The sequence below is a fragment of the Stenotrophomonas maltophilia group sp. vghtpe118 genome (assembly GCF_052605195.1).
Genome location: NZ_CP199672.1, coordinates 1,605,521 through 1,632,318, shown reverse-complemented (window position 1 = coordinate 1,632,318; position 26,798 = coordinate 1,605,521). Strand labels below are relative to the sequence as shown.

The 26,798-nt window shown below is 67.2% G+C and carries 22 protein-coding genes; 12 read left to right on the top strand and 10 right to left on the bottom strand.

The genetic code is table 11. From position 1 onward, the window contains the following. Positions 1-54 precede the first annotated feature (54 nt). Together ACUDTM_RS07635 and pbpC are read left to right on the top strand one after the other, a co-directional pair. A complete protein-coding gene (locus ACUDTM_RS07635) occupies positions 55-4,962 on the top strand; it encodes an alpha-2-macroglobulin family protein (RefSeq protein ID WP_445391237.1) in 4,908 nt (1,635 codons plus the stop codon). A gap of 49 nt (positions 4,963-5,011) precedes the next feature. Continuing rightward, a complete protein-coding gene (pbpC, locus tag ACUDTM_RS07630) occupies positions 5,012-7,393 on the top strand; it encodes a penicillin-binding protein 1C (RefSeq protein ID WP_072168585.1) in 2,382 nt (793 codons plus the stop codon). A 120-nt stretch (positions 7,394-7,513) separates the two neighbouring features. On the opposite strand, the gene ACUDTM_RS07625 is transcribed toward pbpC, so the two are convergent. Both ACUDTM_RS07625 and ACUDTM_RS07620 read right to left on the bottom strand, forming a co-directional pair. Further along, the gene (locus ACUDTM_RS07625) at positions 7,514-8,089 is read right to left on the bottom strand and encodes a ferritin-like domain-containing protein (RefSeq protein WP_072168586.1); all 576 of its coding nucleotides are present in this window, start codon (positions 8,087-8,089) and stop codon (positions 7,514-7,516) included. Between the two features lie 29 nt (positions 8,090-8,118). After that, on the bottom strand, positions 8,119-8,601 hold the full coding sequence (locus ACUDTM_RS07620; protein WP_072168587.1) for a peroxiredoxin: 483 nt from the start codon (positions 8,599-8,601) through the stop codon (positions 8,119-8,121). A gap of 262 nt (positions 8,602-8,863) precedes the next feature. Here ACUDTM_RS07620 and ACUDTM_RS07615 point away from each other — a divergent pair, with 262 nt between their 5' ends. Beyond that, the gene (locus ACUDTM_RS07615; protein ID WP_061478849.1) at positions 8,864-9,751 is read left to right on the top strand and encodes a DnaJ C-terminal domain-containing protein; all 888 of its coding nucleotides are present in this window, start codon (positions 8,864-8,866) and stop codon (positions 9,749-9,751) included. Between the two features lie 80 nt (positions 9,752-9,831). Here ACUDTM_RS07615 and pilH read toward each other — a convergent pair whose 3' ends face one another. Continuing rightward, complete coding sequence (gene pilH / locus ACUDTM_RS07610; protein ID WP_005410644.1) at positions 9,832-10,203, bottom strand: twitching motility response regulator PilH; 372 nt, start codon at positions 10,201-10,203, stop codon at positions 9,832-9,834. Between the two features lie 88 nt (positions 10,204-10,291). Next, positions 10,292-11,287 (bottom strand): YhdH/YhfP family quinone oxidoreductase, encoded by a 996-nt coding sequence (locus tag ACUDTM_RS07605; protein ID WP_088496826.1) that lies wholly within the window; start codon positions 11,285-11,287, stop codon positions 10,292-10,294. A 153-nt stretch (positions 11,288-11,440) separates the two neighbouring features. Between ACUDTM_RS07605 and hflK the strand changes: the two genes are divergently transcribed. From hflK to ACUDTM_RS07580, 5 genes are all read left to right on the top strand, one after another. After that, positions 11,441-12,574 (top strand): FtsH protease activity modulator HflK, encoded by a 1,134-nt coding sequence (hflK, locus tag ACUDTM_RS07600; RefSeq protein ID WP_072168589.1) that lies wholly within the window; start codon positions 11,441-11,443, stop codon positions 12,572-12,574. Beyond that, positions 12,571-13,434, top strand: a complete 864-nt coding sequence (gene hflC / locus ACUDTM_RS07595; protein WP_019660037.1) for a protease modulator HflC — start codon at positions 12,571-12,573, stop codon at positions 13,432-13,434. Before hflK ends, hflC begins: the two co-directional genes overlap by 4 nt. Before the next feature lie 67 nt (positions 13,435-13,501). Then, positions 13,502-13,687, top strand: coding sequence for a DUF2065 domain-containing protein (locus ACUDTM_RS07590; protein ID WP_005410640.1), 186 nt, complete (start codon positions 13,502-13,504; stop codon positions 13,685-13,687). Between the two features lie 317 nt (positions 13,688-14,004). Next, on the top strand, positions 14,005-15,297 hold the full coding sequence (locus ACUDTM_RS07585) for an adenylosuccinate synthase (protein ID WP_005418326.1): 1,293 nt from the start codon (positions 14,005-14,007) through the stop codon (positions 15,295-15,297). Between the two features lie 132 nt (positions 15,298-15,429). Beyond that, complete coding sequence (locus ACUDTM_RS07580) at positions 15,430-16,098, top strand: hypothetical protein (protein WP_445391236.1); 669 nt, start codon at positions 15,430-15,432, stop codon at positions 16,096-16,098. Here the strand turns inward: ACUDTM_RS07580 and ACUDTM_RS07575 are convergent. Together ACUDTM_RS07575 and ACUDTM_RS07570 are read right to left on the bottom strand one after the other, a co-directional pair. Next, on the bottom strand, positions 16,028-16,708 hold the full coding sequence (locus tag ACUDTM_RS07575; RefSeq protein WP_111007831.1) for a M23 family metallopeptidase: 681 nt from the start codon (positions 16,706-16,708) through the stop codon (positions 16,028-16,030). The genes ACUDTM_RS07580 and ACUDTM_RS07575 overlap by 71 nt on opposite strands. Before the next feature lie 4 nt (positions 16,709-16,712). Continuing rightward, the gene (locus ACUDTM_RS07570; protein WP_088496827.1) at positions 16,713-17,675 is read right to left on the bottom strand and encodes a L,D-transpeptidase family protein; all 963 of its coding nucleotides are present in this window, start codon (positions 17,673-17,675) and stop codon (positions 16,713-16,715) included. A 233-nt stretch (positions 17,676-17,908) separates the two neighbouring features. Here ACUDTM_RS07570 and ACUDTM_RS07565 point away from each other — a divergent pair, with 233 nt between their 5' ends. After that, a complete protein-coding gene (locus tag ACUDTM_RS07565) occupies positions 17,909-20,035 on the top strand; it encodes a methyl-accepting chemotaxis protein (protein ID WP_005418317.1) in 2,127 nt (708 codons plus the stop codon). A gap of 88 nt (positions 20,036-20,123) precedes the next feature. Here the strand turns inward: ACUDTM_RS07565 and ACUDTM_RS07560 are convergent, their stop codons facing one another. Next, entirely contained in the window at positions 20,124-20,414 is a 291-nt protein-coding gene (locus ACUDTM_RS07560) for a hypothetical protein (RefSeq protein WP_032954416.1), read from the bottom strand. Positions 20,415-20,428: 14 nt separating this feature from the next. After that, the gene (locus ACUDTM_RS07555) at positions 20,429-20,941 is read right to left on the bottom strand and encodes a hypothetical protein (protein WP_242015793.1); all 513 of its coding nucleotides are present in this window, start codon (positions 20,939-20,941) and stop codon (positions 20,429-20,431) included. A gap of 168 nt (positions 20,942-21,109) precedes the next feature. Between ACUDTM_RS07555 and ACUDTM_RS07550 the strand changes: the two genes are divergently transcribed. Next, positions 21,110-21,850: an alpha/beta fold hydrolase gene (locus tag ACUDTM_RS07550; protein ID WP_072168594.1), complete on the top strand. Its 741-nt coding sequence runs from the start codon at positions 21,110-21,112 to the stop codon at positions 21,848-21,850. A gap of 9 nt (positions 21,851-21,859) precedes the next feature. Here the strand turns inward: ACUDTM_RS07550 and ACUDTM_RS07545 are convergent, their stop codons facing one another. Next, entirely contained in the window at positions 21,860-22,336 is a 477-nt protein-coding gene (locus tag ACUDTM_RS07545) for a hypothetical protein (protein ID WP_072168595.1), read from the bottom strand. A 22-nt stretch (positions 22,337-22,358) separates the two neighbouring features. Beyond that, complete coding sequence (locus tag ACUDTM_RS07540) at positions 22,359-24,440, bottom strand: catalase (RefSeq protein ID WP_088496820.1); 2,082 nt, start codon at positions 24,438-24,440, stop codon at positions 22,359-22,361. A 114-nt stretch (positions 24,441-24,554) separates the two neighbouring features. Between ACUDTM_RS07540 and ACUDTM_RS07535 the strand changes: the two genes are divergently transcribed. Next, a complete protein-coding gene (locus ACUDTM_RS07535) occupies positions 24,555-25,277 on the top strand; it encodes a helix-turn-helix transcriptional regulator (protein WP_005418296.1) in 723 nt (240 codons plus the stop codon). 82 nt (positions 25,278-25,359) lie between these two features. Next, positions 25,360-26,727, top strand: a complete 1,368-nt coding sequence (locus ACUDTM_RS07530; protein WP_088496821.1) for an amino acid permease — start codon at positions 25,360-25,362, stop codon at positions 26,725-26,727. The last annotated feature ends 71 nt before the right edge of the window (positions 26,728-26,798 follow it).

Below are 26,798 nucleotides of genomic sequence, written 5' to 3'. Positions count from 1 at the left end.
CAACGCCTTGACGCGGCCTGCCTATAATGACCACCTCGATCAAGGAGTGACGACATGAGCGGTCCGGCACGGCGGAAGCGGTGGGGATGGGCGGCGGCGGTACTGGCAGGAGGCCTGTTGCTGGGCCTGGCCGGCTGCCGCAACGACAGCGGGCAGTTGCCCAAGGCCAGTGGCGAGGCGATCACCACCAAGGCCGAGCAGGTGAAGGAATTCACCCTGCTGCGCGCCTACCCGGACCAGAAGAATGACGGCCTGTCGCTGGCGCTGGAGTTCTCGCGCCCGCTGGTCGGCACCCAGGATTTCGACACGCTGGTGCGCTTCGAGGAGAAGGTCGGCACCGAGGACAGCAGCTGGACGCTGTCCGATGACGGCCTGACCCTGCGCTACCCGTTCGTCGAGGCCGGCAAGGAGTTCAGCCTGGTGGTCTCGCCGGACCTGCTGGCCGCCGATGGCAGCCGCCTGGGCAAGGAACTGAAGCAGAAGGTGTTCAGCGGCGAGCTGAAGCCGGTGGTTGGCTTCGCCTCGCAGGGCAGCGTGCTGCCTGCCAAGGACAGCCGTGGCCTGCCGGTGGTCTCGGTGAACGTGCCGGAAGTCGACGTCGAATTCCTGCGCGTGCGCGAGAAGGATCTTCCGACCTTCTTCAGCCAGTACCAGCGCGGCGGCCGCCGTGGCAGCTGGGAGCTGAGCAGCGACTACGAGCGCAGCCCGATCAACAAGCTGGCCGAGCCGGTGTACGTCAACCGTTTCATCCTGGGGGGCAAGAAGAACGAGCGGGTGCTGACCTACCTGCCGACCCAGGACATCAAGGAACTGCAGGAGCCGGGCCTGTACTTCGCCCTGCTCAAGCGCACCGGTGACTACGAAGGCGAGTTCGACACCGCGTTCTTCTCGGTCAGCGACATCGGCCTGCATACCCGCGCCTACAAGGACAAGCTGTTCGTCCATACCGCCGGCCTCAAGGACGGCGCGCCGCTGAAGGGCATCGACCTGCGCGTGCTCGACGCCAAGGGTGAGGTGGTGCTGAAGGGCAGCACCGACGGCAACGGCAATGCGCTGCTGAACTACACCCTGGATGCCACCCACGTGCTGGTCGCCAGCAGTGGCAAGGACACCAGCTTCCTGCCGTTCAACCAGCCGGCGCTGGACCTGAGCGAGTTCGCTGTGGCCGGCCGCGACAACGCGTGGTTCGACGTCTACGCCTGGTCCGGCCGCGACCTGTACCGCCCGGGCGAGACCGTGCGCCTGTCCGCGCTGCTGCGCGACAACGACGGCAAGCCGGTCAAGGCACAACCGGTGTTCCTGCGCCTGAAGCAGCCCGACGGCAAGACCTTCCGCGAGACCCGCCTGCAGCCGGGCGACCAGGGCTACATCAATTTCGAGCAGGTGATCCCCGCCGAGGCGCCGACCGGCCGCTGGCAGGTCGAGTTCCGCACCGACCCGGCCAGCAAGGAAGCGATCCAGGGCATGACCCTGCGCATCGAGGAGTTCCTGCCCGAACGCATGAAGCTGGACCTGGACAGCGCGCAGAAGACGCTGAAGCCGGGTGAGGACCTGCGCCTGCAGGCCAATGGTGCCTACCTGTATGGCGCACCGGCCGATGGCAACCGCTTCACCGCACGCATGGCGGTTGCCGCCGAACAGAAGCCCGTGGAAGGCCTGCCGGGCTATTTCTTCGGTGACCCGACCCTGCAGCTGCCGCGCGAGGCCAAGGACGTGATCGATACCACGCTGCCGGCCAATGGCCAGCTGCGTGAGGATGTGGCGCTGCCGGAAGAGGCGGCCAAGGCCAAGGCGCCGATCGCCGTGGTGCTGTCCGGCAGCCTGTATGAAACCGGTGGCCGCACGGTCACCCGCACCCTGAAGCGGGTGATGTGGCCGGCCAACGCGCTGGTCGGCGTGCGCCCGCTGTTCAACCAGGACGATGGTGCCGATGCCAACGGCAACGCACGCTTCGAGCTGATGCGCGTGGATGCCGCTGGTACGCCACAGCCGGCCAAGGGCCTGAAGATCACCCTGGTGCGCGAGCTGCGCGACTATCACTGGACCTTCAACGACAACCGCTGGGATTACGATTTCACCCGCCGTTTCGAGAACAAGGAAACCCGCACCGTCGATGCCGGCAACAGCGCGGTCGCCTTTGATTTCCCGGTGGAGTGGGGCGAGTACCGGGTGGACGTGTTCGATCCGTCCACCGGCCTGACCAGCCGCTACCCGTTCCGTGCCGGCTGGAGCTGGGGCGATGACAACCGTGGCCTGGATGCACGCCCGGACAAGGTCAAGCTGGGGCTGGACAAGACCGGCTACAAGGCCGGTGACACCCTGGAAGTGACGGTGACCCCGCCGCACGCCGGCAAGGGCATCCTGATGGTCGAGACCGACCGCATGCTGTATGTGCAGGACATCGAGGCCAAGCCGGGTTCGACCTTCAAGATCCCGGTCACCGCCGACTGGGAACGCCACGACGTCTATATCACTGCGCTGGTGTTCCGTGGCGGCAGTGCGCCGAGCAAGATCACCCCGGCCCGTGCCGTGGGCGTGGTGCATGTGCCGATGGACCGCAAGGGCCGCACCGTGGCCGTCGGCCTGGTCGCGCCCAAGCAGATGCGGCCCGAGCAGGACCTGCCGGTAACCGTCAGTGCGCCGCAGCTGGCCGGCAAGACCGCGCACGTCACCGTTTCGGCGGTGGACGTGGGCATCCTCAACATCACCCGTTTCCCGGTGCCCGACGCCGGTGCACACTTCTTCGCCCAGCGTCGCCTCGGTATCGATGCCTACGACATCTACAGCCGGGTGATCGAGAGCTTCGATGGCGGCAGCGGCAAGCTGAAGTTCGGCGGCGACATGGCGCTGCAGGCATTGCCGCAGGCCAAGCGCCCGACCGCGCGCGTGCAGACCGTGGACCTGTTCTCCGGCCCGGTGCAGCTCGATGCCAAGGGCAATGCCCGCATCCGCCTGAAGGTGCCGGACTTCAACGGCACCCTGCGCGTGTCGGCGCTGGTCTACAGCGATGACCAGTACGGCAAGCGTGACGTGGAAACCATTGTGCGCGCCCCGATCCTGGCCGAAGCCAGCATGCCGCGCGTGCTGGCCCCGGGCGACCGCAGCACGGTGACTCTGGACGTGCAGAACTTCACCGGCAAGCCGGGGCAGTTCAACGTGAAGGTGGAGAGCGAAGGCCCGCTGAACCTGGGTGAGGGCAGCCGCAGCGTGCAGTTGAATGCCGATGCCAAGACCACGCTGAGCTTCCCGTTGTCGGCTCGCGAGGGCCACAGCGTGGCCAAGGTGCGGGTGCGGGTGGACGGCAACGGCTTCAAGGCTGATCGCCGCTACGACCTGCCGGTGCGTGCGGCGTGGCCGCAGGTGCTGCGTTCGCAGGTGCGCACGCTCGATCCGCTGGCCGCAGTCAGCCTCGACAACAGCCTGACCGATGGCCTGATGTCCGAGTCGGTCAATGCCCGCCTGCTGGTCAGCCCGCTGCCGCCGATCCCGTTCGCCAGTGCACTGCAGGGCGCGCTGAACTATCCATATGGCTGCGCCGAGCAGACCACCAGCAAGGGTTACGCCGCGCTGATCCTGGACCAGGCCACCTCGTCGATGCTCGGCGCCGATGGCCTGGATGCCAAGACCCGTCGCGAGCGCATGGAAGGTGCGTTCGGTCGCCTGGCGTCGATGCAGGTGGCCAATGGCAACTTCTCGATGTGGGGTGACGATGGCTACGTGAACCCATGGCTGACCCCGTACATCACCGAGTTCCTGCTTGATGCCAAGGACGCCGGTTTTGCAGTGCCCGACAACGTGCTGCAGAAGGCGCTCAACCGGCTCAGCGAGGATCTGCTGTCCGGCGGCAATCAGTTCTATGGCCAGGAGGATCGCGAGAAGCTGAAGTTCGCCAACCAGGCGTATTCGGGCTACGTGCTGGCTCGGGTCAATCGTGCACCGCTGGGTACCCTGCGCACGCTGTACGACAACGAACGCAGCAAGGCGGTCGGTGGCCTGTCGCTGGTCCACCTGGGCGTGGCGCTGTCGCTGCAGGGTGATGCCAAGCGTGGCCAGGCCGCGCTGGCGGCGGCCTTCGCCAAGTCCAGCAGCGAGCGCCCGTCGTACTTCGGCGACTACGGCAGCGCGATCCGCGATGATGCACTGATGATCGCGCTGACCCACGAGAACAAGCTGGCCAAGCCCGCCTGGGATGCGCGTGCGGTGGATCTTGGCCGTGGCCTGGATGCGCGCCGCAATGCCGGCTGGATGTGGCTGAGCACGCAGGAGCAGGTGGCGATTGCCCGCCTCGGCAAGGCGCTCGCCGCCAACCAGAAGGCACTGGTAGCGGGTGAGCTGGTGATCGGTGGCAGCACCGAAGCGATTGGCGAGCGCAAGCTGTTCGGACGCAACTTCAGCGCCAGCGAGCTGGCCAGTGGCGTGCGCTTCACCCCGCAGGGGCAACCGCCGATGTTCGCCAGCATCGACGTGGCCGGTATCCCGCGCAGTGCACCCGCACCAGACAACAGCGTAGTGGGTATTGAACGCAGCTACTTCGGTACCGATGGCAAGCCGTGGTCGCCGCGCCCGCTGAAGGAAGGCGAAGCGCTGATCGTGCGCGTCACCGTCACCGCCGACACCACGATGCCCGATGCACTGCTGACCGACCTGCTGCCGGCGGGTCTGGAGATCGAGAACTTCAACCTGGGCGATGCCAAGCAGTGGGCCGACGTGGTGGTCGATGGCATCACCATCAGCGACCGGGGTGAGGCCGCCGATACCAAGCACGAGGAGTTCCGCGACGACCGCTACGTGGCTGCGCTGAAGCTCTCGCGTGGCAGCAAGGCCAACGTGTTCTACCTGGTGCGCGCGGTGACCCCGGGTACCTACTCGGTGCCGCCGCCGCTGGTGGAGGACATGTACCGGCCGCAGCTGCGCGGTGTCGGCCGCAGCAACCCGACCACGATCACGGTGGTACAGCCGTGACCGCGCGGACGGGCCGCGACGGCGCGGCCCGTCCTGCTGGCAACCCGCAATGAAGAACACGATGACGACCCGGCTGGCGACCCTGCGCCGCCGGTGGCGGCCGCTGTGGCCGTGGCTGCGCTGGGGCATGGCCGCTGCGCTGGCGCTGCTGCTGGTGCTGGATTTCGCCTTCCCGCCGCCGCTGCCGAAGCAGCGTGATACCAGCACCCTGGTGGTGGCTGCCGACGGCACGCCATTGCGGGCGTTTGCCGATGCCGAGGGCGTGTGGCGGTATCCGGCCTCGGTCGACAGCGTCTCGCCGCTGTACCTGCAAGCGTTGCTGACCTACGAAGACCGCTGGTTCTGGCGCCATCCGGGCATCAACCCGCTGGCGATCCTGCGGGCCAGCGGCCAGCTGCTGCGCGGCGGCCGCATCGTGTCCGGTGGCTCGACCCTGACCATGCAGGTCGCGCGCATTCTCGATCCGCACTCACGCACCCCGTGGGGCAAGCTGAAGCAGATGCTGCGTGCAGTGCAGCTTGAGGTGCACCTGAGCAAGCAGCAGATCCTGGCCCTGTACCTGGAGCGTGCACCCTACGGCGGCACCATCGAAGGCGTGGAAGCGGCCAGCTGGGCCTATCTGGGCAAGCCGGCGGCGCAGCTGTCGCATGCCGAGGCTGCGCTGCTGGCGGTGCTGCCACAGGCGCCCAGCCGGCTGCGCCCGGACCGCCATCCGGAAGCTGCGCAGAAAGCGCGCGACAAGGTGCTGTCACGCATGGCCGAGCTGGGCGCGTGGACACCGGAAGAAGTGGAGGATGCGCGCATCGAGAACGTGGTGGCGCGTTCGCTGCGCCCTCCCTTGCACGCCGCGCTGCTGGCGCAGCGCCTGCACTCGGCGCATCCGGGCCAGGCACGCATCCAGAGCAGCATCGACATCGGCCTGCAGCGCACGCTGGAAGAGCGCGTGGCCAGCTATTTCTCGACGCTGCCCGAGCGTACCTCGGCGGCCCTGCTGGTGGTCGACAACCGGACCCTGCAGGCACGCGCTTATGTCGGCACATTGTCCTTCGGTGACCGCCAGCGGCTGGGTCACGTGGACATGGTGCAGGCCTGGCGTTCGCCAGGCTCCACGCTCAAGCCGTTCCTGTACGCGATGGCGCTGGACGATGGCCTGATCCATTCGGAAAGCCTGCTGGTCGATGCACCGCAGAGTTTCGGCAGCTACCGCCCCGGCAACTTCGACATGGCCTTCAATGGGCCCATCGGTGCCTCTGCCGCATTGCGGCTGTCGCTCAACGTACCGTCGGTGGACCTGCTGCAGCGGGTCGGCGCCGCGCGCTTCGCTGCCCGGCTGTCGCACGCGGGCATCCAGCTGCGCTTCCCGCCGGGCAGTACGCCCAACCTGTCGCTGATCCTGGGCGGCACCGGCGCGCGCCTGGAAGACCTGGTCGGCGCCTTCGCCGCGCTCAACCGGAGCGGTATCGCCGGCCGCGTGCGTTACACCGACGACGAGCCGATGATCGAGCGGCGCCTGGCCTCGCCGGGCGCCAGCTGGATCGTGCGCGAGATGCTCGAATCAAACCCGCGCCCGGGATACAGCGCCGGGACGTTCGATGTCGGTGGCCGCCCGCGCGTGGCGTGGAAGACCGGCACCAGTTACGGGTACCGCGATGCGTGGGCGATCGGCAGTACCCGCCACTACACGGTGGGCGTGTGGGTGGGCCGGCCGGACGGTACTCCGTTGCCGGGCCAGTACGGCGCGGTCACCGCGCTGCCGCTGATGTTCGAAGTGGTGGACAGCCTGCCGCGCCAGCGTGGTGATTCGGCGGCCGCGCCGATGCCGGCCAGTGTCAGCCAGGAAGACATCTGCTGGCCCACTGGCGAACGTGCCGAGGGGCTGCCGGCGGCACTGTGCCAGCGCAGGATGCCAGCCTACCTGCTCGATGGCGCCGCACCGCCGACCTTCCCGGAGCGCGAGGCGCGGCGCTGGCAGCCGGGGCGGCAGCGCTACCTTGCCGACGCGCGCACCGGCTTGCGTGTATCCGCCGATTGCCGCTTGCCGCACGAAGAAGTCGCGCGTGAGATCGCGCGCTGGCCGGCGCTGTTGTCGCCGTGGCTGCCCAAGGCCACACGCGACGCCTCGCAGCTGCCGGCGCTGTCGCCGGACTGCCGTGATGATGGCCGGGAGGCCAGCGTCGCGCTGCACATCGATGGCCTCAATGATGGCGCCGCACTGGCGCGTGCGCCCAACGCCGAACATGGCGTACGCCTGCAGCTGCGCGCGCTGGGCAGCGAGCAGGCGGTGGACTGGTTGCTGGATGGACGCTGGATCGCGCAGACCCGCGGAGCACAGTTGATGCAGCGTGAGTTCGCCGATCCCGGGGCGCATACCCTGACCGCCTTGGCCGCGGACGGCGCGTGGACGCAGGTACGGTTCACTGTCCTCCGGTAGGTGCCGGGCCATGCGCGGCGGGATGGCATTGCTCCGCTTTGGTGGGTGCCAACCTTGGTTGGCACGCGAACGGCAAAGCGCCCACCAAGGTGGGCATCTACCAGAGCATCCGCAGCGCAATCATTCCCCGATCCACCCATCCAGCAGATCGGCGAACTCGTCGGCGTGTTCCTCTTCCTGCGCCAGGATCTCTTCGAGGATGCGCTTGGTGGTGGTATCGCGGTCGCCGATGAAGTTGATCATCTCGCGGTAGCTGTCGATGGCGATGCGTTCGGCCACCAGGTTCTCGCGGACCATGTCGCGCAGGTCGCTGCCTTCCTTGTATTCGGCATGCGAGCGCGCGGTCAGCGTATCCGGGTTGAAGTCGGGCTCGCCGCCGAGCTGCACGATGCGCTCGGCCAGCTTGCCGGCATGCGCCTGTTCCTGCTGTGCATGTTCAAGGAATTCGGCTTTCACCGCGTCGGCCAGCATGCCCTTGGCCATGAAGTAGTGCCGGTAGTAGCGCAACACGCACACGTACTCGGTGGCCAGTGCGTCGTTGAGCAGCTTGATCACCACCTTGCGGTCGGCGCTGTAGCTGTCGGTGATCGCACCATCCTCGATGTTGCGCCGGGCGCGCTCGCGCAGGGCCGTGCGCTCGCTGATGCCGGGAATCTGCGCGGCGGGCCTGGGGGCTTTGGCTGGCTTGCTGGACATGGCTGGCCGTTTCCTCTTGCGGTGGGAGATCAGGTGGGCAGGTGCTCCAGCACGTAGTCGGCCGAAGACACTTCGAATTGACCGGGCTGTTCAACCCAGGCGGCGCGGACCACGCCGTCGACCACGTACAGGGCGAAACGGCGCGAGCGGATGCCCATGCCCGAGGCACTGGCGTCGAGCTCCAGGCCGAGCGCGCGGGTCAGTTCGGCATTGCCGTCGGACAGCATCAGCAGGCCGTCGGGCACGTGCTGATCGGTGGCCCAGGCCTTCATCACGAACGGGTCGTTGACGGCCATGCAGTAGACATCGATGCCGCGCTGGCGGAAGGCCTCGAATTTCTCGACGTAGCCGGGCAGGTGGCGGGCCGAGCACGTCGGCGTGAACGCGCCGGGCACGGCGAACAGCACCACCTTGCGCGCGTCGAACAGCGAATGCGTATCGAGCGTTTCAATGCCCTCGCGGATGCGCTTGAGGGTCACTTCCGGAATGCGGTCGCCGACATGGATGGTCATGGGGGAACTCCTTGCTGGGGCAGCGTAGTGGGCCGGATGGGACAGGGACGTCAAGACATTGGAAAACCGGCGTGCAGGCCCCATCTTCAGGCTTTGCGGAGCGGGCTTCCAGCCATAGCCTGGGGCAGGGCGATGGCAACCGCATTGCGCAGGATCAGTCGGCCTCACCGGCGCCGCACGAGGGGCGGCGTAGCATCGCCGGCGCGTAGAATGAACCCGGGGCGGCGCCACCGGCGCGGCCGAAGCAGATCGAGGTAGCTGGATGGAATTCAAGGATTACTACGCCACCCTGGGGGTGGAACCGAGCGCGGGCGAGGCGGAGATCAAGACCGCCTACCGGCGGCTGGCACGCAAGTACCACCCGGACGTCAGCAAGGAAGCCGGGGCGGAGGACAAGTTCAAGGCGGTCAACGAGGCCTACGAGGCGCTGCGCGATCCGGAAAAGCGTGCAGCCTACGACCAGCTGCGCGCGCAGGGCTATCGCCCGGGCGAGGAGTTCAACGTGCCGCCGAACTACGGCGGCGCCGGTGGTTTCAACTTCGAGGAAGTGTTCGGGGGTGGTGGCGCCAACGGCGGCTTCAGCGACTTCTTCGAAAGCCTGTTCGCGCGCCAGCGCGGCGGTGCCGGTCCTGGCCCGGGGTTCAGCAGCCAGGGCCATGCCCCCAACCGCGACACCCGTGCCAAGCTGTCGGTCCCGCTGGAAGCGGCCTACAGCGGCGACAGCCTGCGCATCACCGTCAACGGCAAGCAGCTGGACGTGCGCGTGCCCAAGGGCATCCGTCCGGGGCAGGTGATCCGCCTGGCGGGGCAGGGCAACCATGGTGGCAACCTGCTGCTGGAAGTGGAGTACGCCGCACACCCGCAGTTCGAGGTCGATGGCCGCAACATCCTCTACACCTTGCCGGTCACGCCGTGGCAGGCCGCGCTGGGTACCAGCATCAGCGTGCCGACCCTGGGCGGCGCGGTGGAACTGAAGATCCCGGCCGACTCCGATGCCGGGCGCAAGCTGCGCCTGCGCGGGCGGGGCCTGCCGGGCAACCCGGAGGGCGACCAGATCGTCGAGATCGAGATCGTGGCCCCGGCCGCGACCGACGAGGCGCAGAAGAAGGCCTACCGGAACCTGGCCAAGGCGTTTGGCGAGACGATCTGAGCACGCCTTCCGGTAGTGCCGGCCGCTGGCCGGCAATGAGCTGTGATTGCCGGCCAGCGGCCGGCACTACCGCGCGCGTCTCAACCCTGCCCGGCGAACACGCGCTCCAGCACTTCGGACAGCTCGTCTTCCGAGAACGGCTTGGTGATGTAGGCCTTGGCGCCCTGGCGCATGCCCCACATGCGGTCGGTGTCCTGGTCCTTGGTGGTCACCAGGATCACCGGGATATGCCGGGTCGCCTCGTCGCGGGCGAGGGTGCGGGTGGCCTGGAAGCCGTTGAGATTGGGCATCACCACGTCCATCAGGACCAGGTCGGGCAGCTCGGCCTTGGCGGTTTCGACCCCGGCCGCGCCATCGGTGGCGGTCAGGATCTGGTGCCCGAGCTTCTCGACGATGCGCTGTATCCCCAACAGCTGCGACGGTGAGTCGTCGACGATCAGAATGCGTGCCATGTTGTTCCCCATGTAATGCCCGCAGTGTAGTGCGGGCTCATTACCGGCGGGAGGGGCGCATCTGCCGTCTGTCGCCTGCCTGCGACGTTCAGTCGATCCGCACCACGGTGCGGCCCAGCGATCCGCCCGCCAGCATCCGCTCGAACACGGCCGGCAGGCCATCAAGGCCGACCTCGGCGGTACAGATGCGGTCCAGGTGCTGCGGTTTCCATTCGTTGCCCAGCCGCGCCCAGACGTCCTCGCGCAGCCCGCGTGGCGCATTGGCCGACGACACGCCCAGCAGCGACACACCACGCAGGATGAACGGCATCACCGTCATCTCCAGGGTCGGGCTGGCCGCCAGGCCGGCACTGACCACGCTGCCGTAGGGCGCGGTCTGCGCCAGCAGGCTGGCGAGCATGGCGCCGCCGGCATTGTCCAGGCCCCCACCGAAACGCGCCGATTGCAGTGGGCCGGTGTCGGCCAGGGCCTCACGCGGCAGCACCTCGGTGGCGCCGATGGCGTGCAGGAAACCGGTCTGGTCGGGTTTGCCGCTGATCGCATGCACCGTGTAGCCGGCGCGGCTGAAGATCGACAGTGCCAGCGCGCCGACGCCGCCACTGGCGCCGGTGACCGCCAGCGGTCCAAGTTCCGGGCTCTGCCGGTTGTCCTGCATGCGCAGCAGCGCCAACGCCGCGGTGAAGCCGGCGGTGCCCAGCACCATCGCCTCGCGTGGGCTCAGCCCGGCCGGTTGGGCGATCACCGCACGCGATTCCAGCCGCACATACTGGCTGTAGCCGCCGTCGCGGGTCTCGCTGAGGCCGCAGCCGGTGGCCAGCACCGCGTCGCCTTCACGCCATTCCGGATCGGTGCTGGCGACCACGGTGCCGGCTACGTCCATGCCCCCCACCAGCGGGAAGCGGCGCAGGATCTTTCCCTTGCCGGTGCCGGCCAGAGCGTCCTTGTAGTTGACCGAGGACCAGCTGGCGCGGATCAGAACCTGGCCGGGGCTGAGGTCTTCGACCTTGAGCTGGGCCAGGCCGCTGCGGTAACCGGCGTCGTCGTTTTCGATGCGGAAGGCGGTGAACGGGGTGGTGGGGGCCATCGGCATTGCCTGACTTCGAGGAAAACGCCACCTTACCCCGTTGCCCCCCTTTCGATCCTGCCAATCCGCCCCATCTTGTATGATCAGTAATGGTTTCACGGCTGGCGCCGCGGGAAGGGCCCGCGCCGCAGCCCACATCTTGATGGAGCGTGCATGGCCTGGAATACACCCGGCGGCAACAAGGGCGGACAAGGCCCCGAGGACAATCGACGCGGGCCGTTCGGGTCGCGCGGCGGTGGCAATGGTGGTGGCTGGGGCGGATTGCCCGGGCCGCTGAAGGACCTGTTCGACGGCGGCATCGTGCGTTGGGTGGTGGCGGCCGTGGTGCTGCTGGTGCTGTTCTCCAGCTTCCAGCTGATCGGTGAACAGCAGCGTGGCGTGGTCCTGCGCTTCGGCCAGTTCTCGCGCATCCTGCAGCCCGGCCCGAACTTCAAGTTGCCGTGGCCGATCGAATCGGTCACCAAGGTCAACGCCACCGAGATCAAGACGTTCTCGATCCAGGTGCCGGTGCTGACCCGGGACGAGAACATCGTCAACGTCTCGCTGAACGTCCAGTACCGCATCGACGACCCGCAGCAGTACCTGTTCGGCACCGTCGATGCCAACCAGGTGTTGGAGCAGTCGGCGCAGAGCGCGGTGCGCGAGGAAGTCGGCCGTGCCGACCTCAACGCTGTGCTGAACAACCGCGGCCCGCTGGCCGTGGCTGCCGAGGAGCGCCTGCAGGCGCTGCTGAAGGCGTTCAAGACCGGCCTGACCGTGACCGGCCTGACCCTGCAGGACGCCCGTCCGCCGGAAGAAGTGAAGCCGGCCTTCGACGAAGTCAACGGTGCCCAGCAGGTCAAGGAACGCCTGATCAACGAAGCCCAGGCCTACGCTGCCAAGGTCGTGCCGGAAGCCCGAGGCCAGGCCTCGCGCGCCCGTACCACCGCCGAAGGCTACAAGCAGGCCGCGGTGTCCAAGGCCGAGGGTGACGCGCAGCGCTTCAGCCTGTTGCAGGCCCAGTACAAGGACGCCCCGGAAGTGACCCGCAAGCGCCTGTGGCTGGAAACCGTGCAGCAGGTGCTGAGCGAGAACCGCAAGGTGATCGGCGGCGATGGCCGCCAGCTGATCTACGTGCCGATGACCGGCGATACCCGTCCCACCACCTCGGCCCCGGCCGCAGTGGCGAACCCGGACGTGGTGATGCCGTCGCTGCCGGGTGCAGCGGTGGAAGCTTCCCGTGATCCGGGCCGGCCGGTGGGCCGCCCGACCGGGCGACCGAGCGGCCGTGAGGAGGGCAGCCGATGAAGAGTCCTATCTGGATCGCCGTGATCGTGGCGGTGGTGCTGGGCCTGCTCGGCTCGGTGTACGTGGTTCGTGAGGACCAGACCGCCATGGTGCTGAACCTGGGCAAGGTGGTGCGTTCGGACATCAAGCCGGGCCTGCACTTCAAGGTGCCGGTGGTGGAAACGGTGAAGGTCTTCGACCGCCGCTTCCAGGTGCTCGACACTGCGCCTGCGCGCTACTTCACCGCCGAGCAGAAGGATGTCAGCGTCGACTTCTTCGCCATCGGCTACATCTCCAACGTAGGTGACTACTTCCGTGCCACCGGCGGCGACCCGCGTGTGGCCAACGCCCGCCTGGCGCCGATCATCACCGACTCGCTGCGCAACCAGATCAACTCGCGCACCCTGCAGCAGCTGGTGTCCGGCGACCGCAGCGAGCTGATCGCCGAGCAGCTGAAGGGGATCAACGAGGCGGTGGCCGGCCTCGGCATGCAGATGATCGACCTGCGCATCAAGCAGGTGGACCTGCCGACTGACAGCCAGGTGATCAACGACGTGTACGAGCGCATGCGCGCCCAGCGCAAGCAGGAAGCGGCCAAGCTGCGTGCGGAGGGCGAGGAGCAGTCGCTGACCATCCGTGCCCAGGCCGACCGCGACAGCACCGTGCTGATCGCCGAGGCCGAGCGCGATGCACAGCGCCTGCGCGGTGAAGGCGATGCCGAGGCGGCCCGCATCTACGGCAAGGCTGGCTCGGCTGATCCGTCGTTCTATGCGTTCTACCGCAGCCTGGAGGCTTACCGTGGCTCCATGACCGACGGCAATGGCGTGATTGTGCTCGACAAGAACGACCCGTTCCTGCAGTACCTGAAGAACGACCGCTGAGGTCGCAGGGCACTACCCCACGGGGCCCGGCCAGACGCCGGGCCCCGTGCTTTTTCCGGAGTTCCCCATGAAAGATCTGTTCGCCGCCGTCTGCCTGGTCGCGGTGCTGGAAGGCCTCTTCCTGTTCGTGGCGCCGTTCGCCTGGAAGCGCATGGCCGAGCGCCTGCTGGACCTGCCCAGCCCGGCCCTGCGCAGCTTCGGCGGGCTGGTGCTGCTGGCCGGCCTGAGCCTGCTGTGGTGGGCACGGCACTGACCCCGCCCTGTAGCGTCCGAGACCATGCTCGGGCGGCGCCGCGCAGCGGCGGGAAGGCAGCCGAGCATGGGCTCGGCTCTACATGAGACGCCGGCCTGACCGGTGGGTGAAGCCGCCGGTCGGAAAGGTGGCAGCGGACCCCGGAAACCCGGATAATGCACAAAAGCCGGACGGGCCTCCCCGTTCGGCTTTTTCCGTGTCTGGGCCTTCCATCGCCGGCCGCTCCCCGTCTGGAGCCGCCCTCCAGGTGCTGGCCAGCCCCGCCACGGTTTACCCGTCCGCGGCCCCGATGGCCGCAACAAATCGAGGAGCCCGTCATGGGTCAGTCTGTCGTAGTGTTGGGTGCCCAGTGGGGCGATGAAGGCAAGGGCAAGATCGTCGATCTGCTCACTGAGGAAATCGGCGCCGTCGTGCGCTTCCAGGGTGGCCACAATGCCGGCCACACCCTGGTCATCAACGGCAAGAAGACCGTCCTGCACCTGATCCCGTCGGGCATCCTGCGTGACGACGCGCTGTGCCTGATCGGCAACGGCGTGGTGATCTCGCCGGCCGCGCTGCAGAAGGAAATCGCCGAGCTGGAAGCCTCCGGCGTGGAAGTGCGTTCGCGCCTGAAGATTTCCCCGGCCGCGCCGCTGATCATGCCGTACCACATCGCCCTGGACCAGGCGCGCGAGCGCGCTGCCGGTGGCAAGGCGATCGGCACCACCGGCCGTGGCATCGGCCCGGCCTACGAAGACAAGGTGGCGCGTCGCGGCATCCGCATCGCCGACCTGCATTACCCGAAGCAGCTGGAAGAACTGCTGCGCACCGCGCTGGATTACCACAACTTCGTGCTGACCAAGTATCTGAACACCGATGCGGTCGACTTCCAGAAGACCTTCGACGAGGCGCTGGCCTTCGGCGAATACGTGCAGCCGATGAAGTCCGACGTGGCGGGCATCCTGCACGACCTGCGCAAGCAGGGTAAGCGCGTGCTGTTCGAAGGCGCGCAGGGTGCGCTGCTGGACATCGACCACGGCACCTACCCGTATGTCACCAGCTCCAACACCACCGTCGGTGGTGCGCTGGCCGGTTCCGGCGTCGGCGCCGATTCGATCGACTACGTGCTGGGCATCGCCAAGGCCTACGCCACCCGCGTCGGCGGCGGCCCGTTCCCGACCGAACTGGACGACGAAGTCGGCCAGGGCATCCGTGACCGCGGCGCCGAATACGGCGCATCGACCGGCCGCCCGCGTCGTTGCGGCTGGATGGACATCGTCGCGCTGAAGCGCGCCGTGGCCATCAACGGCATCAGCGGCCTGTGCATCACCAAGCTGGACGTGCTCGATGGCATGGAAAAGCTGAAGGTCTGCATCGCCTACGAATACAACGGCAAGCGCACTGAATATGCTCCGCTGGATGCGCAGGGCTGGGAAGAGTGCACCCCGGTATACCTGGAGTTCCCGGGCTGGAGCGAGAACACCCACGGCATCACCCAGTGGGACGAACTGCCGCCGGCGGCACGCGCCTACCTGCGTTCGTTGGAAGAACTGGCCGGCTGCCCGATCAGCATCGTTTCGACCGGCCCGGACCGCGACCACACCATGGTCCTGCAGGATCCGTTTGCCTGAGTGAGAGACCGGTAGCGCTGGGCCCTGCCTGGTGTTGCTGAAGGAAAAGCCCCGCGCAAGCGGGGCTTTTTCGTTTTCGGTACTGTGGCGGCACAGCCGGCAGGGCAGCGCAGCGATGACGGAGACTTCGGCATGAAGGGCGAGACGGTCGCACGGGTGACTCTGTGGCTGCTGTGGAGCCTGTGGACGCTGGCCGGCATCGTGCTGGTGCTGGGCGCGCTCGCCAATTACCTGGCTTCGCGCACGCAGACCCTGCCGCTGGTGCTGCAGCCGGGCGCGACCGCCGAGATCACGGTGTACCGCTTCATCGACGACCCGCTGCGACTGCGTCTGCGTTATGCGGATGACGGCGCCGATCCGGCGGTCGATCCCGAGCTGCGCCTGCGCGCGGAAACCCCAACCGATCGCACCGAGTTCCGCGCGGACAGCCGCTCGGCGGTGACCGATCCGGAGATCCACCGCGCACTGGAATCGGTCGAGCGAGACCGGTTCGCCGCCTCGTACTTCGGCTACGGCCGCAGTGACGCACTGCGGCGAGGCCGTTCCTCGCTGCGGCTGACCGTGCTGGAGGTCGATCCGGTGTTGGCCGGCCGTGCGGCCTCGGTGGACCTGCTGCCGCCGATGGACGTGCTGAAGCTGACCGACCTCGACTACCTCTGGCTGTGGCCGTTCTTCTTCTGGAAGATGGCGGCGCTGTTGCTGATGATTCCAGGAGCTGCGTTGGCCGTCTTTACTGTGGCATTGCGACGCTGGCAGCGCCGGGCATCATCGCTGCCGACTTCAGCAGCGGATAGGGATTGATCGACTCTCCCTTCCACCACTGCTTCTCCGGCCCCAGCACATGCACCTCGAAATGCAGGTGTGGGGCCTCGGCGCTGGCATTGCCCGTGCTGCCGACGTAGCCGATCACCTCGCCGCGCCTGATCACCTGCTTCTCGGCCAGGCCATCGGCGTAGCGTTGCAGGTGCGCGTAGTAGTAGCACCAGCGCCTGCTGGGCTCGAACTGGTAGATCGTCAGCCCGCCGCGCTCACTGTCGAACAGTTTCTCCACCGTGCCATCGGCCACCGCCAGCACCGGCGTACCTGCATCGGCCATGATGTCGATGGCATCGTGTACGCGGCCCTCGCTGCGTGCATCGGTGAAGGTATCGCGCAGCTGCGAGAACAGGATGCCCTGCACCGGCAGCAGCAGGCCGGACGGGGCATCCGGAGCCTGCGCGGCCGGCGGCGCAGTGGAGGCGGGTGGGGCTGTTGCACCTGGCGCTACCGGTTCCGTCACCGGCGCGGCGGCCACCGTCGATGGCGCTTCCGGCAGCGCTTCGGCCACCGGCTCATCCATATCGCGGTGCAGCCGCCAACCTGCACCCAATCCCAGCAGAACACCGAGCACAATCAGTTGCGGAAGACGCATCGACTCACTCCTGCATCACGACAGGCACCGAGGTGTCTACTGCGTCGGCCACGCGCAGCGCATCCCAGTTGGTCATGCGTACGCAGCCATGCGACTCGGTCTTGCCCACGTGGCCGGGTTCAGGCGTGCCATGCAGGCCGTAATGCGGCTTGGACAGATCGATCCAGACCCGGCCGACCGGATTGTTCGGGCCGGGCGGCAGCGTGGCCTTCTTTTCACCTTTTCGGGCATCCCAGAACAGCTTCGGGTTGTAGTGGAACGGCGGGTCGCGGTATACACCCAGGATCTTCCATTCGCCGATCGGCAACGGGTCGTGCTGGCTGCCGGACGACACCGGCACCTGCGCGATCAGCTTGCCCTGTGCGTCCAGTAGCTGCAGCGTGGAGTCGGATTTGTCGACCACGATCCTGGCGGCCTTCGGCAATGCGGCCGGGGCGATGTTGGGGACCTGGATACGGTTGCCAGCCCTGGTCAGATCCACGCCGGGATTGAGCATCTTCATCAGCTCTGGCGACGCGTGGAAGCGCTCGCCCAGGGCTTCTTCCACACTACCGTAGCCCAGCGATTTCAGCTTGGCCTGGGCGGCGGGTCCTTTCGGTATCGGCTGGAACGGGCCGACGACATCCTCAGCAGTCAGCGTGTAGCTGGCCAGCGGCGTGATCGTATCGGCCTGCAGAGCCTTCCAGGTGGCGTCGTCCAGCTCACCCGTTACGGTCAGCCCGTGCGCCGCCTGGAAGCCTGACACCGCCCGCCGCTGGTTGCTGCCTACCTCACCATCAATCTGGCCCGGAGAGAAGTTCGCACGATCCAGCAGCACCTGGGCATGCAGTGCGGAGCGCACTGCGGTGTCCGGGCCAGCCTTCTCGGCAATGGGGGCGGGCAGGTTGGGCGGCGGCACCTGCGCGAAGGCCGGCGACGCCAGCAGCGAGATTGCGAGCAGGGTGGATCGGGACACAGATGAGCGCATTGGGATCTCCAGCAGGTACGCCGCCACCTTGCCCGCAGACGGTGCGGAACCGCCGTGAAAGGGATCTGATACCCGCATGAGCAGGCATGTCATTGCGGCCGGCTGGCACCGGCAGGTGCCGCTGGGACGGGGACTCACCAAGGTGAACGGTGGCCGACGCCGTCGATGGGCGGCGATCAAGATTGCCTGCCGTGCCGCCGATAAGCCCACATCCCCCCGTTTTGGATACCCCCATGAACTACTTGAGGAACGTCAGGGTTGCCTGGCGTCTTGGGCTGGGCTTTGGCCTGTTGCTGCTGCTGGTTGCCGCCGTAGTGGCCACCGGCGCCACCGCCAGCGTCGTGCAGAAGCGCGCGATGCAGCAGGTGGTCGACGTCAGCGTGGCCAAGGTGCGCCTGTTGTCGCAGATGCTCGACGCCAACAACCAGATGATGGTGGTGCGGCGCGAAATGCTGATCCGCCAGGGCGAAGACCGCGGCAGCGATGAGAAGCGCATTGCCGATCTGGTCAAGCGCTATGAGGCCAGCTGGGCCGCCTACCAGGCGCTGCCAGGCGATGCGGAGGGCAAGGCCATCGCGGAAACCATCGCGGCCAAGCGTGCCATCGCGCGCCCGCTCAACAAGCAGACCAGCGAACTGATGGAGCAGGGCGACTACCCGGGTGCCGTGGCACTGACCCTGGGCCCGGTGCAGGAAGCGGCCAACGGCTGGAACAAGGCACTGTCCGATGGCGTGGATTTCGAAGAGAAGGAAAGCCGTGAGGCAGCCGCCGAGGCCATCCGCCTGGGCGAGCGCAGCCTGCTGCAGCTGCTGGTGCTGGGCGGCGTCGCGCTGCTGGTGGGCATCGGTGCCTCGGTGATGATCGGCCGCAGCCTGACCGGTCCGCTGGCGCGCGCGGTGAACCTGGCCGAGCGCCTGTCCAAGGGACAGCTGGACCAGGAGTTCCGCCTCGGTGGCCGCGACGAGCTGACCCAGCTGGGCGAGGCGATGGCCAGCGTGCGCCAGAGTGTGCAGGCGGCGATCGGCGCGCAGTTGCAGATGGCCGAGCAGCACGAGGCCGGTGCAATCCGCTATCGCATGGACGCCAGTGCGTTCCCCGGTGATTTCGGCCGCATGGTGCAGGCCACCAACAGCCTGGTGGAGTCACACGTGCAGGTGGAACTGCTGATGGCCGAGGTGATGCAGCGTTACGCCATGGGTGACCTCAGCCGCGACCTGCCGGACTACCCGGGCGAGAAGGGCACGCTGACCCGCACCCTGGCAGCGGTGAAGCAGAGCCTGATGGCGATCAACGCGCAGATCGATGAACTGGCCCGCGCCGCACGCGCCGGCGATTTCAGCATGCGTGGCGATGCCGCTGCGTTCCAGTACCAGTTCAAGACGATGGTCGAGCACCTCAACGGCATGATGGCCAGTTCGCAGGCCAGCATCGCCGATGTTTCCGACGTGCTGCGCGCGATCTCGCATGGCGACCTGACCGCACGCATGGAGGGCGAGTACGACGGCGTGTTTGCGCGCATGCGCGACGATGCCAACACCACCACCGCGCAGCTGACCGGCATTGTCCGCGGCATCCAAGTGGCTGCCGACAGCATCAACAACGCGGCCCAGGAACTGGCCGCCGGCAACAACGACCTGTCGCGCCGCACCGAGCAGCAGGCTGCGAATCTGGAAGAAGCGGCCGCGTCGATGGAGGAGCTGACCTCCACCGTACGCCAGAACGCCGAACTGGCGCGTCAGGCCGACAGCGAAGCGCATGCCGCCGGTGCCGCCGTGCGCGAGACCGAGCAGGCGATGGCACAGATGGCATCGGTGATGGGCGAAATCGATCAGTCCTCGGCACGCATCTCGGAAATCTCCACGGTGATCGACGGCATCGCGTTCCAGACCAACATCCTGGCGCTGAATGCGGCAGTGGAAGCTGCGCGCGCAGGCGAGCAGGGCCGTGGCTTTGCCGTGGTCGCCAGCGAAGTGCGCACGCTCGCACAGCGTGCCGGTGTCGCCGCCAAGGAGATCAAGGAACTGATCGAGGACGCCGCTTCCAAGGTGAAGAGTGGCCTGGCGGTGACCGTTGAATCGGAAGCCGCGATCGCACGCGTGGCGCAGGCCAGTTCGCGCACCACCCAGCTGATGAGCGACATCGCAGCGGCCAGCAAGGAGCAGGCCGCCGGCATCGAGCAGGTCAACCAGGTGGTGGTGCAGATGGACCAGGTGACCCAGCAGAACGCCGCGCTTGTGGAAGAAGCCACTGCCGCGAGCCGCGCGCTGGAAGAACAGGCGCATGCACTGACCACGTCAGTGGCGGTATTCCAGCTGGAGCAGGGGCCGCGCATGCCGGTCATGCCGGCGCGGGCGGCGTAAGCGACCTGTAACTGGATACTGGATGGCGCCCTGCCTGCGATGTCCCGCATGCAGGGCGTCGATGCACCCACCGGAACGATGCCGCGGGCTAGCGCCCGCGGGCTGAGCGTTCGATCAGCCAGCCGGCTGCGTACAGCAACAGCAGTGTTGGCGGAACCAGCACTGCATATGCGGTCGACCAGGGCTTGCCACGCAGCAGGCCGCCTGCGCCGATGGCATCGAGTGCGGCAGACTGCAGGGTGATGGGGAGCGCCATCAGGATATAGGTACCCTTCGGGTCCCCCTCCGACTGCGCGCCGTGAACCAGCCATGCGGTCAACAGCAGGTAGACCACGCAAAGCGCAAGACCGGTCCAGCTCAGGAGTCGCCGCATCTTCATCCGCATGCCCCGGTTCAACGGACGTCGAAGCGGGCCTGCAGCGGCAGGCTCACCTTCCGCAGCAGATCCCGGACCACCACCTGCGCAGTCCACGTGCCTTTGGGATCACCGGCCTCGGCGACGAACTTCAGGTGCAGGTTGGTCATGTACAGCAGGTTTGGCGGGCCGGTCAGGGCGGCGGTGAAACAGGGAACATCGCGTTCGTCGATACTGGTGCTGCCGTCCGGGCGCAGCATGCGCAGATCGCAGTGCACCTTGGGTACGCGGTTTTCGTCCAGTTGCGGGTTGGAGAGGAACGTCAGCAGGAACAACTCACCGCCCGGGTGGACTTCGTCGGCCTCGTTGAAGCGGGGAGTGGTCTCCGGCGGGGTCGCCCACTTGGCCCGCCAGTCGGCATCGGAAGTGACCAGCAGCGATGCCGCGAAGCCGCCGCTGGATTTCATGGCATCGGTCTCCGTCAACGCCTTGCCATCCCCATTTATCCAACCATCGCTGGCGGAGCTGTTCAGTGGCAGCATCATGGCCATCATGGTCAGCGCGCAGGTCCATCGCATCAACGGCTCTCCCGGGTAGCCGCGTCCCGCGGCAGAGCGGGTAGTATTGCCCAACATTGGCCGGCAAAGCAGCAGGACAGCCGGAGCAGGGGTTCCGTTGCCTGCCGATGTGGGTGGATGCTTGCCAGCAAAGGAGGTGGCATGGGAATCGGGAGCGAGGAAACGCCGATCTGTTTCCCTGCATCGGCCGCGCCGCAGCACGTGCTGATGCTGCCCGGTCTGGATGGCTCCAGCAGGCTGTCGCCCCCGTTCCTGTCGGCACTCCAGGCTTACGGTCTGTCAACGCAGGCGATCACGCTGCCCGCGCAGGGACCGCAGGATCACGCCACGCTTGCCCAACGGCTGTGGTCGCAGCTGCCCAGTCGTCCCTTCATCCTGCTCGCCGAGTCTTTCTCGGGCCCGTTGGCTGTTGAACTGGCCACGCGCCATCCCACCGGGCTGCGCGGACTGGTGCTTGCAGCGACCTTTGCGCGTCGGCCGGTGCTACTGCCGGCAGCCAGCGCAGCCCTGCTGTCGCCGGCCTGGCCGCTGCCTCCCGTGGCATTGCTGGCGCGCCTGTTGCTGGGGCCGTGGTACACCCGCGGGCACACGTCGATGCTGCGCGAAGCGTTGGCCAGGACTCCGACGAGCACGTTGCGGCAACGCGCCGCAGCGACCCTGCGGGTCGACGTGCGTGCATTGCTGCCGGCAATCCAGGTGCCGACGCTGTGCTTGCACGCGTGCCACGACCGCCTGCTGTGGCCGCCCAGCGTGGCCGAGCTGCAGGCCCTGTTGCCCGATGCCCGCCATGTGTCGTTGGAGGGGCCACATCTGCTGCTGCAGGCGCGTGCCGACGCAGCTGCAGCCGAAGTGGCCGCGTGGATGAGGACGTTGCCGCGTTGAACGATGCGCTCAGCTGCGGGCGCGGGTACGTGCCGCCTTCCTGGCCGCCACCTTGCGCACGGTCTTCTTCGCCGCACGGGTCTTGGCCGCCTTCTTCGCTGCAGCACTGCGCGAGGCGGCTGTACCGGCCTTCTTGACCGCTGTCTTCTTTGCGGCCTTCTTGGTGGCGGTCTTACGAGCCGGTGCCTTCTTTGCCGCCGCCTTCTTCGCAGGCGCCTTCTTCGCGGCCGTCGCCTTGGTCGTGGCCTTCTTTGCGGCTGACTTCCTGGCAGGCGCCTTGCTGGCCGCCTTCTTGCTCGCCGCCTTCTTCGTACCCTTGCGTGCGCTGCCGCTACGTTTGCCGCCACCGTCCTGCTTGTTCACGGTGGCCCAGGCGATGCGCTCGGCAGTCCCTTCACTTGCGCCACGCTCGCGCTCGCTGTCCTCGATGTGCTCGGCCTGGCGCTTCTGTTTCTCGGTATAAGCGGATTTGTCACCACGGGGCATGACGGTTCTCCTGTTGTAGTAGTCAGGCCAGCAGGCGCAGCTTGGGTTCACGCGCCCACTGGCGGGTGGCGGCCGCCGCCAGGAAGGCCTTGGCGTCTTCCGCTTCGACGATGCCGGCATCGTTGCCGACGCGCGCCGCCTTCAGCAGCGCCTGGCCGCCTGCGTCGCTGGCGATGGCCTTCAGGTGCGCCCACGCCTGGCTGACGAACTCGATGGCTGCACTCTCTTTCGACAAGGCCTTCGCGGCTTCCGGACTGAGCACCACGGCTACCGCATCGAACACGGCCGATGGTGTGCCCGCCAGTTGCCCATCTGCCGCCTGCATCGCCCCATCGCTCAGCGTGGCGCCGCCTACTTTGGGCGCGACCAGCTTCACGTCTGCACCTGCCTTCCGCGCCGCTTTGCTCAGGCTGGCCATCACGCGCGCGTCGGAGCCCTCATCAAACAGGATGCCGATGCTGCGTCCTTGCAGGGTGGGCTTGTTGCGCCCGATCACGCGCACCTCGGGAGCGGCAGGCATGTCCTGCGCCGGCGTGGCGGTCGGCGCGGGGTCGGGCAGTGCAGGCAGTGCGAGCCCATCGGCTACGCGCTGCGCCAGTGATTCGTCGATGTTGCGCAGGTGGCTGACGGTACGCACCCGCACCTTGAGTGTTTCCACCTTGGACAATTCGAACACGAGTGCCGATGCCAGATGCGCCTGTTCCGGCTTCTCAAGGCTACGGAAGAACATGCGGGCCTGGCTGTAGTGGTCGGCGAAGCTCTCCGCGCGGGTGCGGCCCTTGCGGCCATCGTCGGCGCTGGCATGGCTGCGGAAACCTGCGGGCGTCTCGCGCGGCGAGTCCTCCTGCAGCGAGCTGGGATCATAGGCGACGCGGCCCTTGGGCACCTGCATCTGCATGTGGCCGTCGCGCTGGTGATTGGCGAACGGGCACTTCGGGGCATTCACCGGGATCTGATGGAAGTTCGGGCCGCCAAGCCGCAGCAGCTGGGTGTCCAGGTAGGAGAACAGGCGGCCCTGCAGCAGTGGATCGTTGCTGAAGTCGATACCCGGCGGCACGTTGGCCGGGCAGAACGCCACCTGTTCGGTCTCGGCGAAGAAGTTGTCGGGCCAGCGGTCCAGCACCATCCGCCCGATCACCTGCAGCGGCACAAGCGATTCGGGAATGATCTTGGTCGGGTCCAGGTGATCGAACGGGAACGCGTCGGCTTCTTCTTCGGTGAACAGCTGCACCGCCAGTTCCCACTCGGGGAAATCACCGCGCTGGATGGCCTCGAACAGGTCACGGCGATGGAAGTCATTGTCAGCCGATTGCAGTTTCAACGCTTCGTCCCAGACCGTTGACTGGATGCCCAGCTTGGGTCGCCAGTGGAATTTGACGAACGTCGACTCGCCCGCCTCGTTCAGCAGGCGGAAGCTGTGCACCCCGAAGCCTTCGATCATGCGCAGCGAACGCGGAATGGCGCGGTCGCTCATCGCCCACATGATCATGTGCATCGACTCGGGCATCAGCGAAATGAAGTCCCAGAAGGTGTCATGGGCCGAAGCCGCCTGCGGGAACGCACGGTCTGGTTCCATCTTCACCGCATGCACCAGGTCCGGGAATTTCATGGCGTCCTGGATGAAGAACACCGGGATGTTGTTGCCGACCAGATCCCAGTTGCCTTCCTTGGTATAGAACTTGACCGCGAAGCCGCGCACGTCGCGCGGAGTGTCCACCGACCCTGCGCCACCGGCCACGGTCGAGAAGCGGGTGAACACGGGCGTCTTCACGCCTACCTCGGTCAGGATGCGCGCCCGGGTGTGGGTGGCCAGAGACCGGGTCAACTCGAAGTAGCCATGTGCCGCGCTGCCACGTGCGTGCACGATGCGCTCGGGAATGCGTTCGTGATCGAAGTGGGTGATCTTCTCGCGAAGGATGAAGTCTTCCAGCAGCGTGGGTCCTCGAGGTCCCTGCCGCAGGGAGTTCTGGTTGTCTGCCACCGGGATGCCCTGATCGGTGGTCATCGCCGGGTGGCTGCCGCCGGCGCGCGGGTGCAGTTCATCGCCGTTGCCGCGGGGGTGGTTTTCGGTTGCGCGCTTGCCGGTCGGCTTGCTGGCGGCCATGGGGGGGAGGCTCCGGATCATCAAGGGAACCACGACACTGGAACCGAACCCGTTAAACCCAGGTCCGGCAAAGGTGAACGTACGGGCAAAAGCAGGCTCGGGTATGCTTGCCCCATGCGAGTCGAGCCCGCCGACATCGAAGCCCTGTTCGACGCCATCCCGGACGTGCTGTTCTTCATCAAGGACCGCCAGGGGCGGTACACCCACGTCAACCAGACCATGCTGCGACGGCTGGGCCTGCGCGCGCGCAAGGACGTGATCGGGCGCACAGCGGCCGAGATCTACCCGACCGGCCTCAGCGCGGACTATGTCGACCAGGACGCCCGCGTGCTGTCCGGCGAGGTGATCGAGAACCTGATGGAGCTGCACCTGTTCGCCAACCGCGAACCGGGCTGGTGCCTGACCTGCAAGCGCCCGTTGCTGGTCGATGGCGCCATCGAGGGCCTGATCGGCATTTCCCGCGACCTGGGCCAGAAGGACAGCCTGGGCGCCCAGTACGAGCAGCTGCGGCTGGCCCTGGCCCACCTCAACGCGCACTACGCCGAGAACGTGCGCATGCAGACCCTGCTGGACATCACCGGCTTTTCGCTGTCCAAGCTGGAGCGCAGTTTCCGCAAGGTGTTCCAGATGACCCCGCAGCAGGTGCTGACCCGGCTGCGGATCCAGATGGCCATGCACTTGCTGCATGGCGACGACAGCATTGCCTGCATCGGGCAGGCCTGCGGTTTCAGCGACCAGAGCGCCTTCACCCGCAAGTTCAAGGCTGAAACCGGTTTCTCGCCGCGCGCCTATCGCGCCCGGATCGGCGGCAACGTCGGCGAGCCCGCACTGGCCTGAGCCCCCTGCTGCGCTGTGCCTATCCCCGCGGGCCTGGGACAGGGTAAGGTGTCGCCCCTGTAGCCCGCCGCCAGCCCCGCCGATGCCCAATTCGATTCCGACCGCTTCGTCGTCCCGCCTCGGACATTCGCTCAAGCCCCGCCAGCTGATCATGATGGGCCTGGGCAGTGCCATCGGCGCCGGCCTGTTCCTCGGCTCGGGCGTGGGTGTGCAGGCGGCCGGTCCGGCCGTTCTGGTCTCGTATCTGGTCGCTGGCGCGCTGGTGATCATCGTGATGAACGCACTGGGCGAGATGGCGGCGGCCAAACCGACCAGCGGCGCGTTCTCGGTGTACGCCGCCGATGCCATGGGCGCCACCGCTGGCGCCACGGTCGGCTGGTTGTGGTGGGTGCAGCTGGTGATCGTGATCGCCGCCGAGGCGGTCGGTGCGGCCGGGTTGCTTGCCACGGTCTGGCCGGTGGTGCCGGTGCCGATGGCTGCGTTGGCCTTCATGCTGTTCTTCACTGCGATCAACCTGCTCGGGGTGAAGAACTTCGGCGAGTTCGAATTCTGGTTCGCCATCCTGAAAGTGGCGGCGATCCTGGCCTTCATTGCCATCGGCGTGGCACTGCTGATGGGCTGGCTGCCGCAGGTCACCTCACCTGGCCTGAGCAACTTCACCGGACACGGCGGTTTCGCACCGAAGGGCCTGGCCGGGATCGGTGCGGCGCTGCTGGTTGTCGTTTTTGCCTTCGGCGGCACCGAAATCGTCGCCGTTGCGGCGGCCGAAACCGAAGATCCCGAACGCAGCATCGCCCGTGCCATCCGTACCGTGGCCTGGCGCATCCTGGTGTTCTACATCGGCTCGCTGAGCGTGATCATCGCCGTGGTGCCCTGGACCAGCGAAGCACTGAAGTCGCCGTTCGCCGCCGTGCTGGACATAGCGCGCATTCCGGGCGCCGGCACTGCGATCACCCTGATCGCGGTGATCGCGCTGCTGTCGGCACTCAATGCCAACCTCTACGGCGCCTCGCGCATGATGTATTCGCTCGCGCAGCGCCGCGAAGCACCGGCCGTGCTGGGCTGGACCGATCCGCGGCAGGTGCCGGTCATCGCCGTGCTGGCCAGCGTGCTGTTCGGCTTTGCGGCCACGGTGATGGAACTGCTGTTCCCGGACCGGGTGCTGCCGGTGCTGCTGAACATCGTCGGTTCCACCTGCCTGCTGGTGTGGACGCTGTCGCTGGTTTCGCAGCTGGTACTGCGCCGCCGCGCCGATCGCCTGGGTACCCGGCTGCCGTTCCGCATGGCCGGTTTCCCGTGGCTGACCTGCTGCGCGCTGGCGATCCTGGCGCTGATCTTCGGCCTGCTGTTGAGCGAGGCGCACACCCGCCTGCAGTTCCTGTCGATGGTGGCGCTGACCGCCACCATCGCCGCCGGCAGCGCCATCGCCCGGCGCATGCGCGAGGCGTGACTGAAGCTGTAGAGCCGACCCTACGGTCGGCTGCGGTTGCTGTAGTTTCTGTAGAGCCGACCCTGTGGTCG